Origin of the sequence: Mannheimia haemolytica (assembly GCF_004342115.1) — a bacterium.
Classification (GTDB): Bacteria; Pseudomonadota; Gammaproteobacteria; order Enterobacterales; family Pasteurellaceae; genus Mannheimia; species Mannheimia haemolytica.
Genome location: NZ_SMAC01000005.1, coordinates 88,262 through 99,842, shown reverse-complemented (window position 1 = coordinate 99,842; position 11,581 = coordinate 88,262). Strand labels below are relative to the sequence as shown.

At 43.0% G+C, this 11,581-nt stretch carries 8 protein-coding genes; 7 read left to right on the top strand and 1 reads right to left on the bottom strand.

The genetic code is table 11. The annotated features are described in order from the left end of the window. Positions 1-154: 154 nt before the first annotated feature. Positions 155-325 (top strand): hypothetical protein, encoded by a 171-nt coding sequence (locus EDC41_RS02880; RefSeq protein ID WP_006252325.1) that lies wholly within the window; start codon positions 155-157, stop codon positions 323-325. Positions 326-397: 72 nt separating this feature from the next. Here EDC41_RS02880 and EDC41_RS02875 read toward each other — a convergent pair whose 3' ends face one another. Next, positions 398-1,678, bottom strand: a complete 1,281-nt coding sequence (locus EDC41_RS02875) for a citrate synthase (protein ID WP_006252326.1) — start codon at positions 1,676-1,678, stop codon at positions 398-400. A 233-nt stretch (positions 1,679-1,911) separates the two neighbouring features. Between EDC41_RS02875 and icd the strand changes: the two genes are divergently transcribed. The 6 genes from icd (at position 1,912) to rlmM (ending at position 11,531) form a co-directional block, all read left to right on the top strand. Then, positions 1,912-3,159: an NADP-dependent isocitrate dehydrogenase gene (gene icd / locus EDC41_RS02870; protein ID WP_006253433.1), complete on the top strand. Its 1,248-nt coding sequence runs from the start codon at positions 1,912-1,914 to the stop codon at positions 3,157-3,159. Between the two features lie 19 nt (positions 3,160-3,178). Next, entirely contained in the window at positions 3,179-5,785 is a 2,607-nt protein-coding gene (acnB, locus tag EDC41_RS02865; protein ID WP_020824073.1) for a bifunctional aconitate hydratase 2/2-methylisocitrate dehydratase, read from the top strand. Between the two features lie 135 nt (positions 5,786-5,920). After that, complete coding sequence (locus EDC41_RS02860; RefSeq protein WP_006252329.1) at positions 5,921-8,278, top strand: molybdopterin guanine dinucleotide-containing S/N-oxide reductase; 2,358 nt, start codon at positions 5,921-5,923, stop codon at positions 8,276-8,278. A 154-nt stretch (positions 8,279-8,432) separates the two neighbouring features. After that, positions 8,433-9,944, top strand: coding sequence for a SulP family inorganic anion transporter (locus tag EDC41_RS02855; RefSeq protein WP_006252330.1), 1,512 nt, complete (start codon positions 8,433-8,435; stop codon positions 9,942-9,944). 106 nt (positions 9,945-10,050) lie between these two features. Beyond that, on the top strand, positions 10,051-10,443 hold the full coding sequence (locus EDC41_RS02850) for a DUF423 domain-containing protein (protein WP_006250147.1): 393 nt from the start codon (positions 10,051-10,053) through the stop codon (positions 10,441-10,443). Continuing rightward, positions 10,443-11,531: a 23S rRNA (cytidine(2498)-2'-O)-methyltransferase RlmM gene (rlmM, locus tag EDC41_RS02845; protein WP_006250148.1), complete on the top strand. Its 1,089-nt coding sequence runs from the start codon at positions 10,443-10,445 to the stop codon at positions 11,529-11,531. The genes EDC41_RS02850 and rlmM overlap by 1 nt, the downstream gene beginning before the upstream one ends. Positions 11,532-11,581 lie beyond the last annotated feature (50 nt).

Genomic DNA, 11,581 nt, shown 5'->3' with positions numbered 1-11,581 from the left:
CCTTTTTGTTTAGATTGATTTTTGACACTCATATTCTAAACGGGAAACTCTCACTTTTTAGAGTGAATTGTCAGATCAAGTCTGATCTTCTACAGCTCATCAGAATTTTTACCCTGATTTTATTGTAGAGCTTATTGATGGTCGAATTTTAATTGTGGAATATAAAGGGGAACAATTAAAAAGTAATGAAGATTCTAAAGAAAAAGCCTTAATTGGCAATCTTTGGGAGAAATTAAGTCAAGGAAAAGGCTTATTTATTATGGCTGTAAAAAGCGATGAAAATGGTCAAGATGTTAGAACACAACTGCTAAATAAATTAGCCTGATTTGCAAATTTTATGAAAAATATAACCGCTTGTTTCCACAAGCGGTTAAAATTTTTCGATTTTTTGCTAATCTTATGATTTATCCATTGGCTCAAAATCACGTTTAGTATGTCCGGTGTAGATTTGACGTGGACGAACGATTTTGATATTGCCTTGGAGATACATCTCTTTCCAGTGAGCAATCCAGCCAACGGTTCTGGCTAGGGCAAACATTACGGTAAACATTGAGGTTGGAATACCGATGGCTTTTAGCACGATTCCGGAGTAGAAATCTACGTTTGGATAAAGTTTATGCTCAATGAAATAAGGGTCGCTTAACGCAATACGCTCTAATTCCAATGCCACTTCAAATAGTGGGTTATCAATGTTCAGTTCTTTTAACACTTCGTGGCAGGTTTCACGCATTACTTTCGCACGAGGGTCGTAGTTTTTATAGACACGATGCCCAAAGCCCATTAAGCGGAACGGGTCATTTTTATCTTTGGCTCGAGCAATAAATTCAGGAATACGATCCACAGTGCCGATTTCTTCCAACATATTGATACAGGCTTCATTTGCTCCTCCGTGTGCAGGTCCCCAGAGAGAGGCAATACCGGCAGCAATGCAAGCAAATGGGTTTGCACCTGATGAAGCGGCGGTTCGCACGGTTGAGGTCGAAGCGTTTTGTTCGTGGTCTGCATGTAAAATGAAAATTCGGTCTAACGCACGCTCTAACACAGGGTTCACTTCGTACGGTTCACAAGGAGTGGCAAACATCATATATAAGAAGTTTCCGGCGTAAGATAAGTGGTTTTGTGGGAACATAAACGGCTGACCGATAGAGTATTTATAACACATCGCCGCAAGGGTTGGGATTTTGGCTAACAAACGAATGGCGGTTAATTCACGGTGGGCTTGGTTGTTTACATCAATGGCGTCGTGGTAGAAGGCAGCCAAAGCTCCACTTACCCCACACATCACCGCCATTGGGTGCGAATCTCGGCGGAAACCGGAGAAGAATTTGGTTAGTTGTTCGTGTACAAGAGTGTGTTTTTTGATGAGTTGAACGAAGTCTTTGTATTCTTCTTTGGTAGGGCGTTCGCCGAATAACAGCATATAACCGACTTCTAAGTAATCAGAATGTTTGGCTAATTGGTCAATCGGGTAGCCTCGATAGAGTAAAACCCCTTCATCGCCATCAACATAAGTGATATTGGATTGGCATACAGCGGTCGAAACCAATCCGGGATCATAAGCAAATAACTTATGCTTTAAGAAAGGCTGAATATCAATCGTTTGATACCCTAAGGTTCCTTTTTGCATATTGAGTTCAAGTTTTTCACCTGTTTCGAGTGTTAATGTTGCTTTTGACATAGCTTACTCCTATTTATTTGAGATTTATAAGATAAACTAGATGATTTCCAAAAGAATCACAACGATTTTTTACATTTTATTTACATAAATGTGCGTTAGATCACAAATTCTCTCTCAGCCCATTTTGCTTTATTTACATTTAGAAATTTACTGTTTATAGTTAATCCATTGTTGGCTGATTGTCAACATTCATTTTTCGTCACTACTTTTTCGTCATTACGGGGGTAAAATCAATGCAAACACAAGTCCAAATTCCACAAGGCGAAACTATTCAACTGAACCAAGACGGTTCTTTACAAGTTCCGGATAATCCGATTATTCCATTTATTGAAGGTGACGGCATCGGTGTTGATGTTACTCCTGCAATGAAAGCAGTGCTAGATGCGGCGGTAGAAAAAGCCTATCAAGGCAAGCGAAAAATTGCTTGGATGGAAATTTACGCAGGCGAAAAGGCGAATAAATTATATGGCGAGAACACTTGGTTGCCGGATGAAACCTTAGAGCTTATCCGCCAATATCACGTGGCGATTAAAGGTCCTTTAATGACACCGGTGGGTGGCGGTATTCGTTCTTTAAATGTGGCGATGCGTCAAGGATTAGATTTATACAACTGCTTACGCCCAATTCGTTATTATGACGGTACGCCAAGCCCGGTTAAACACCCTGAGCTGGTGGATATGGTGATTTTCCGTGAAAACTCGGAAGATATTTATGCCGGTGTAGAATGGGTTGCCGGTTCGCCTGAAGCCAATAAAGTGATCGAATTTTTACAACAAGAGATGGGCGTGAAAAAAATCCGCTTTACCGAAGATTGCGGTATCGGAATTAAGCCGGTTTCTAAGCAAGGCACACAACGCTTGGTGCGTGCTGCATTGCAATATGTAATTGATAACAACCGTAAATCGCTCACGCTTGTGCATAAAGGTAACATTATGAAATTTACCGAAGGAGCATTTAAAGAGTGGGGCTACCAAGTTGCGGAAGAATTTGGGGCAAAATTAATTGATAAAGGCCCTTGGATGAGCTTGACTAATCCGAAAACCGGTGAGGAAATCATTATAAAAGACAGCATTGCCGATGCCTTTTTACAAGAAATCTTGTTACACCCAACCGAATATGATGTGATTGCTACACTGAACCTAAACGGCGACTATATTTCTGATGCTTTAGCCGCACAAGTAGGCGGAATCGGTATTTCACCGGGAGCGAATATTGGGTTTGAAGCGGCTATTTTTGAAGCCACACACGGCACAGCCCCTAAAATTGCAGGGCAAAATAAAGGCAATCCTGGGTCATTAATTTTAAGTGGGGAAATGATGTTACGCCATTTAGGTTGGGTTGAAGCGGCTGATTTAGTGGTAAAAGCGGTGTCTAAAACCATTGCCAATAAAACTGTCACCTTTGATTTTGCGGAAATGCTGGAGGGGGTAACTCTACGCTCAACCTCAGAATTTGCACAAGACATTATTGCCAATATGTAAAGTTGGAGAGGGAATGATGATGGAAAATTTTATAGAAAATTATCAACAACAGGTTGATGAACGTGCGGCACTGGGTGTTGTGCCTCAGCCACTTTCTGCGGAACAAACGGCTCAACTGGTTGAATTATTGAAAAACCCACCGGCTGAACAAGCGGTCTTTTTATTGGATCTTTTTACCAATCGTATTCCGGCAGGTGTTGATGAAGCCGCTTATGTTAAAGCCGCCTTTTTAGCCGATATTACCAAAGGGGTTGCCACATCGCCGCTCATTTCGCCTGCTCACGCAGTGAAATTACTCGGCACAATGCAAGGTGGTTATAACATTGAAACCTTATTGTCTGCGTTGGATAACCCTGAGCTTGCACCGATTGCGGTAGAAGCCTTATCTAAAACATTATTGATGTTTGATAATTTCCACGATGTAAAAGAACGGGCAGAGCAGGGTAATCCGTTTGCACAACAAGTATTGGAATCTTGGGCGAATGCCGATTGGTTTACCTCTCGCCCGAAACTTGCCGAAAAATTAACGGTAACGGTATTTAAAGTCACAGGCGAAACCAATACCGATGATCTTTCCCCGGCTCAAGACGCTTGGTCTCGCCCTGATATTCCACTTCACGCATTAGCAATGCTGAAAAATGAACGTGACGGTATTTTCCCCGATGAAAACGGTCATACCGGCCCGATTAAGCAACTGGAAGCATTAAAAGAAAAAGGTTTCCCGTTAGCCTATGTCGGTGATGTAGTCGGCACCGGCTCTTCTCGTAAATCCGCAACCAACTCCGTGCTTTGGTTTATGGGGGAAGATATTCCTTACATTCCAAACAAACGTGCCGGTGGGGTGGTGTTAGGCGGTAAAATTGCCCCGATTTTCTTTAACACATTAGAAGATGCCGGTTCTTTACCGATCGAAGTGGATGTAACCAACCTGAATATGGGCGATGTAATCGACATTTACCCTTATGCAAGCAAAATTTGCAAACACAACTCCGATGAAGTCTTAGCCGAATTTGAGCTAAAAACCGAAGTATTGCTTGATGAAGTGCGTGCAGGCGGGCGAATTCCTCTGATTATCGGACGTGGTTTGACCCATAAAGCCAGAGTAGCACTTGGCTTGCCTGAAAGTGATGTATTTATTAAACCGCAGTCGGTTTCAGAGAGTAACAAAGGCTACACCCTTGCTCAAAAAATGGTAGGGCGAGCTTGTGGCGTAGAAGGCGTTCGACCGGGGCAATATTGCGAGCCTCGAATGACGTCTGTCGGTTCACAAGATACCACAGGACCAATGACAAGAGATGAGCTGAAAGATTTAGCCTGTTTAGGCTTCTCGGCAGATCTTGTGATGCAATCGTTCTGCCATACTGCCGCTTACCCGAAACCGGTGGACGTAATTACCCACCACACTTTGCCTGATTTTATTATGAACCGTGGCGGTGTGTCACTTCGCCCGGGTGATGGCGTGATTCACTCTTGGCTAAACCGTATGTTATTGCCGGATACTGTCGGTACAGGCGGCGATTCCCACACCCGTTTCCCAATCGGGATTTCATTCCCTGCCGGTTCGGGCTTAGTTGCCTTTGCTGCGGCAACAGGGGTGATGCCGTTAGATATGCCGGAATCGGTCTTGGTGCGTTTTTCCGGCACAATGCAACCGGGCATTACCTTACGGGATCTGGTTCACGCTATTCCGTATTATGCCATTCAGCAAGACTTGCTGACGGTGGAGAAAAAAGGTAAGAAAAATATTTTCTCCGGTCGAATTTTAGAAATTGAAGGGTTGGAAGATCTGAAAATCGAACAAGCCTTCGAGCTTTCTGATGCTTCTGCTGAACGCTCTGCTGCAGCCTGTACCATCAAGCTCAACAAAGAGCCGATTATCGAGTATCTGAATTCTAATATTACGCTTTTAAAATGGATGATTGCGGAAGGCTATGACGATAAACGCACGCTAGAACGCCGTATCGCCAATATGCAAGCGTGGTTGGATAATCCGGAGCTTTTAGAGGCAGACGAAAATGCGGAGTATGCCGCAGTGATTGAGATCAACTTAGATGAAATCAAAGAGCCGATTGTGTGCGTACCGAATGACCCTGACGATGCTCGCCTGCTTTCTCAAGTACAGGGCGATAAAATTGATGAAGTCTTTATTGGTTCTTGTATGACTAATATCGGGCATTTCCGTGCGGCAGGTAAACTGTTAAGCCAAGCACAGGGCGAATTGCCGACTAAATTATGGATTGCTCCGCCGACTAAAATGGACGCAGGCTTGCTGACCGAAGAGGGCTATTACAGCATTTACGGCAAAAGCGGAGCAAGGGTAGAGATGCCGGGCTGTTCTCTCTGTATGGGTAACCAAGCCCGAGTGGCAAATAATGCTAATGTGGTTTCTACCTCTACCCGAAACTTCCCGAACCGTTTAGGGCAAGGGGCAAATGTGTATTTAGCCTCAGCAGAATTAGCCGCAGTTTCTGCGTTATTGGGTAAATTGCCGACACCGCAAGAGTACCTAGACTATATGAATAACTTGCAGAAAGATAAGGACGATATTTACCGCTATATGAACTTTGACCAAATCAATAGTTATGTGAAAAAAGCGGACAATGTAATCGTTCAAGTTGCCGTTTAACTTCCTTGAAGCCCACCTTTTTAGGTGGGTTTTGTTTTGCAAATTTTTGGCTAAAAACAACCGCTTGTGGTTGCAACTTTTGGCTTAATCCAGTAAATTCCTCTCAATTTTATAACAGAAAAGGCATTAATTTAAATGAACACAGCATTAGAAAAAGGCAAGTTTGTCTTTTTGGATAAACCGAAAAATACCATTACCACCGCCGCCCACTGGGGTGCATTAAATGTAACGGTGGAAAACGGAAAAGTGGTGAAATCAGAGGGCAGTTTAGCGAAAAATCACCAAAACGAATTGCAAGATGTGGTGGCGGATCAGCTCTATAGCCCGGTTCGGGTGAAATATCCGATGGTGCGGAAAGGCTACTTGGAAGGGAATAAAGACACCACTTTGCGAGGGCGAGATAAGTGGGTGAGAATCTCTTGGGACAAAGCCTTTGAGCTGGTTTCCGGCGAAATCCAACGGGTAAGAGAGCAATATGGCAGCGAATCCATTTTCGGCGGCTCTTACGGCTGGTATAGCTGTGGTTCACTGCACGCATCTCGAACGCTTTTGCAACGTTATTTAAACGTCACAGGCGGCTTTACCAATACTAAAGGCGATTATTCCACCGGTGCGGTGCAAGTGATTATGCCTTATGTATTAGGCAATATTGAGGTGTATGCTCAACAAACCAGTTGGCACACGATTGTAGAAAGCACAGAATTATTGGTAATTTGGTCGTCTAATCCACTGAATACACTTCGCATTGCGTGGACCTCTGCCGAACCGGAGGGGATTGATTATCTCGCCAAATTAAAAGCAAGCGGTAAACGGATTATTTGTATCGACCCGGTGAAAAGCGAGACCTGTCAGTTTTTAGAGGCAGAGTGGTTGCCTATTAATACCGGCACGGATGTTGCACTGATTTTAGGGATCGCCCACACCCTTATTACTGAAAACAAGCACGATCACGACTTCTTAACTAAATATACTGTTGGTTTCGAGCAACTTGCTGATTATGTGTTAGGAAAAGCAGATAATTTACCTAAAACAGCAGAGTGGGCGAGCCAAATTTGTGGCATTCCGGAGGAGGTGATTAAAACCTTAGCAAATGATTTTGTTACTCACCGCACAATGTTGATGTCCGGCTGGGGCTTGCAACGCCTGCAACACGGGGAGCAAAGCCACTGGGCGTTAGTGACTCTTGCCGCTATGCTCGGGCAAATTGGCTTGCCGGGCGGCGGTTTCGGCTTAAATTATCGTTATTCTACCAATGGGCTAAATGTTAATTCCGGTGTTCGTTTAGGGGCAATCAATGCAGGTAAACCTAACCCCGATATGCCGTTTTTCCCGGTGTCTCGAATTGCCGATGCGTTGCTCAAACCGAATCAGCCTTATGATTACAACGGGCAAACATTACATTACCCGAACATCAAATTAGTCTATTGGGCGGGGGGTAATCCGTTTGCTCACCACCCGGATACCAACTATTTAGTGAAAGCGTGGCAACAGCCGGAAACGGTGATCGTCAATGAATGTTACTGGACACCGACCGCTCGAATGGCAGATATTGTATTGCCCGCAACCACCAGCTACGAGCGAAACGATCTCACCGTTGCCGGTGATTATGTAGCAAAACATATTATCCCGATGAAACAGGTGGTTGAACCGCAATTTGAGGCGAAGAATGATTACGATATTTTTGCCGAATTAGCGAAACGAGCCGGTAAAGAACAAGCATTTACCGAAGGCAAAAGCGAAATGGAATGGCTTAAGGAATTTTACCAAGTTGCCTTTGAGGCGGGGGAAAAAGCTAATACGCCATTGCTGGATTTCGAGGCATTTTGGGCGGAAAATAAAGTGTTGAGCTTTGAGGCAGAACATCAAAATAATACTTTCGTTCGCTATCAAGATTATCGTACTGATCCGATTAAACACAAATTGGCAACGCCATCAGGCAAAATTGAGATTTTCTCCGAAACCATTGCCAAGATGAATTATGAAGATTGTAAAGGACACCCGACTTGGTTTGAACATCACGAATATTCAAGCAAAACCAACGAAGCCGAGCCGTTGGCATTAGTTACACCGCATATTAAATACCGTTTACACAGCCAGCTTGCTTACTCCTCATTACGTCAATATTACGAGGTAAACGGCAGAGAACCAATGCTAATTCACACAAAAGATGCCGCTGACAGAGGCATTACAAGCGGTGATATTGTGCGAATTTTTAACAAGCGAGGGCAGGTGTTGGCAGGAGCAGTGGTGACTGATGGCATCATTCAAGGCACAGTAGCGTTATACGAAGGTGGTTGGTATGACCCGCAAGATTTAGGCAAAACAGATACTCCACTATGCAAAAACGGCAACCCGAATGTGCTAACCCGTAATGAGGGTTCATCAAAACTCGGGCAGGGCAATGCACCGAACACTACCACGGTTCAAGTGGAAAAATATGTGGGAGATGCACCTGAAGTGACGGTGTTTAAAGCCCCTTTTTTTAGTGAATAGCAATTAATCCAAGCGGTCATTTTTCTACTATTTTTTGCAAAAAAAGAGCGAAAGAAGACCGCTTGTTTATTTGACGACTTTTCACTAATTTGCTACTCTCTCGCCTCATTTTTAGCCGACTTTGCTCGGCTTTTCTTTTTATTTAAGGGTAATAATGACAACTTTATTTCAGCAATTTTCGCCTACGGTAATTAAACAACAATGGTTTTCAAATGTACGAGGTGATGTTCTCTCTGGTTTAGTGGTGGCTTTGGCGTTAATTCCAGAAGCCATAGCATTTTCAATTATTGCAGGGGTTGATCCACAAATTGGTTTATATGCCTCATTTTGTATTGCAGTAATTATCAGTTTTGTGGGCGGCAGACCGGCGATGATTTCTGCAGCAACCGGTGCAATGGCTCTGGTATTAGCAGGCTTAGTGAGGGATCACGGTTTACAATATATGCTAGCGGCCACCTTATTAACAGGCGTGTTGCAAATTATTGCCGGTTGGTTAAAACTCGGCTCGCTTATGCGGTTTGTGGCACGAGACGTAGTGATTGGGTTTGTTAATGCACTTGCCATTTTAATTTTTATGGCACAACTACCTGAGTTACAAAATACAACTTGGCATACTTATGCACTGGTGGTAGCAGGGCTTGCTATCATTTATCTTTTTCCTTATGTACCGGTGATTGGAAAAATCATTCCCTCACCATTAGTGACCATTATTGCTTTAACACTTTTCACATTATGGCAAGGCATTGATGTTCGTACCGTTGGGGATATGGGGCAATTACCCGATACCTTACCGGTGTTTTTATTACCCGATATTCCGCTTAATTTAGACACCTTATGGATTATTTTGCCTTATTCTTTCAGCTTGGCCGCAGTAGGGTTATTGGAATCTTTAATGACGGCAACGATTGTTGATGAAATGACAGAGACAGACAGCGATAAAAACCGTGAATGTAAAGGGCAGGGCATTGCCAATATTATTAGTGGCTTATTTGGTGGTATGGCAGGTTGTGCGATGATTGGGCAGTCGGTCATTAATGTTAAATCCGGTGGACGTACAAGACTATCTACCTTTCTCGCCGGTTTTTTGTTACTGATTTTTGTGGTATTTTTGAGCGATATTCTGAAAGTGATTCCGATGGCTGCATTAGTTGCGGTGATGATTATGGTCTCTATCGGCACCTTTAATTGGCAATCCTTAGAAGAGCTAAAAACGCACCCAATCGGCTTTAATGTAGTGATGTTAGTCACCGTTGCGATTGTGGTTTATACACATAACTTAGCCCTTGGCGTATTTTCCGGCGTATTACTCTCGGCATTATTCTTTGCGAATAAAATTGGACGTTATATGGCGGTTAAAACAAGTGCTATAGAGAAAGAGGAATTGCGTTATGATGTTATCGGGCAAGTATTTTTTGCCTCATCTGATGATTTTATCGCACAATTTGATTTTACCCGTTCAGAACTGAAAAAAGTCCACATTGATTTAACCCACGCTCACTTTTGGGACGTAACGGCAGTTTCAGCGTTAGATAAAGTTGTGTTGAAATATCGAAAAAGTGATGTTGAGGTAGAAATTATCGGATTAAATGAGGCCAGCAAAACCTTAGTAGATAGATTTGGGGTTCACGATAAATCGGAAGATGTGGATATTATCTTGAACCATTAAGCATACAAGCGGTGATTTTTTGTAATTTTTTTGCAAAATTTCACCGCTTGTTGGTTTCGATAATATGATATAGTAAGCCATCTAACATCATACCTATCTTCAACTTATGAAAAACAAATTTGTAGCAATTGCCGCATTCAGCGGCTTATTTACTGTGGCATTTGGGGCGATAGCCAGCCACGCATTATCGGCTCAATTATCGCCTAAAGCCTTAGGCTGGATTGAGACGGGGATTAAATATCAAATGTTTCACACCCTTGCCATTTTAGCTTTAGGTTTATTCCAAATTGCAAATTTTGGGCAAAATCCACCCGTTTGTAGAGCCAAAGCCTTTAACATCATCGGAAGCAATTGGGCGTTAGGCATTCTGCTTTTTAGTGGCAACCTGTACTTACTGGCGTTAAATGTGCCGACTATTCATTGGCTTACGCCTATTGGTGGTCTCTGCTTTATGCTTGGTTGGATTGCGTTAATTTATATCAGTGTGAGAAAAGCCTAATGTTCAATAAATTAGCCTTATATTGCCGAGCAGGGTTTGAAAAAGAGGTAGCAGGCGAAATCACGGATAAAGCTGCACAACAGGGCATTTTTGGCTTTGCCAACCTTAAAGAAAATAGTGGCTATGTGATTTTTGAGTGCTATCAAGCAGGGGAAGCAGATCGATTAGCCCAAGCGTTAAAGTTTGAACAGCTTATTTTTGTTCGCCAAATGTTGGTTGTTGGGGATTTGTTGCAAAATCTGTCTGAAAATGATCGAATTTCGCCGATTTTAGCCCAATATGCCGAACTTAATCCTCGCCAAAGTTCTGATGTATTTGTCGAAACACCGGATACCAACGAAGCGAAAGAATTATTAACTTTCTGTCGTAAATTTACTGTGCCATTACGGTCGGCATTGAAAAAACAAGGTTGGTTGGGGAAATCGGAAAATATGCAGGGTAGTGTGAGCTTGCATATTTTATTTACTCGTCCGGGAGCTTGCTATGTGGGCTATGCGTACAACCATAATAAATCGCCGTTTTTTATGGGGATTCCCCGTTTAAAATTCCCGGCTGAGGCACCTAGTCGCTCAACGCTTAAATTAGAAGAGGCGATTTTAACTTTTATTCCGCAAGCAGAGGAGAAAAAACGCTTTAATGATACGATGGTAGGGGTCGATCTTGGGGCTTGTCCGGGTGGTTGGACTTATCAATTAGTCAAACGTGGTGTTTTTGTCTATGCAGTCGATCACGGCAAAATGGCAGCAAGTTTACACGAAACCGGAAGAATTGAGCATTGCCCTGAAGATGGGTTTAAATTCCAACCGCCTAAGCGTAAACAAATCGATTGGCTGGTTTGTGATATGGTAGAGCAGCCGATTCGTATCTCGAAACTCATTGCAAAATGGCTGACTAACGGTTGGTGTCGAGAAACGATTTTCAACCTAAAACTGCCGATGAAAAAACGTTATCAAGAAGTGCAACTATGCCTCAATTTCTTGGAAGAAGAGCTGACGAAACACGGGTTTTGGTTCAAAATGCAAGCTAAACACCTCTACCACGACCGTGAGGAAATTACGGTACATATTGCGGTGATGGGGCAAAAATAGCATAAAATGAATAAGTTGTTTTTCTAAGTAATCCAGTAGATAATGACAAC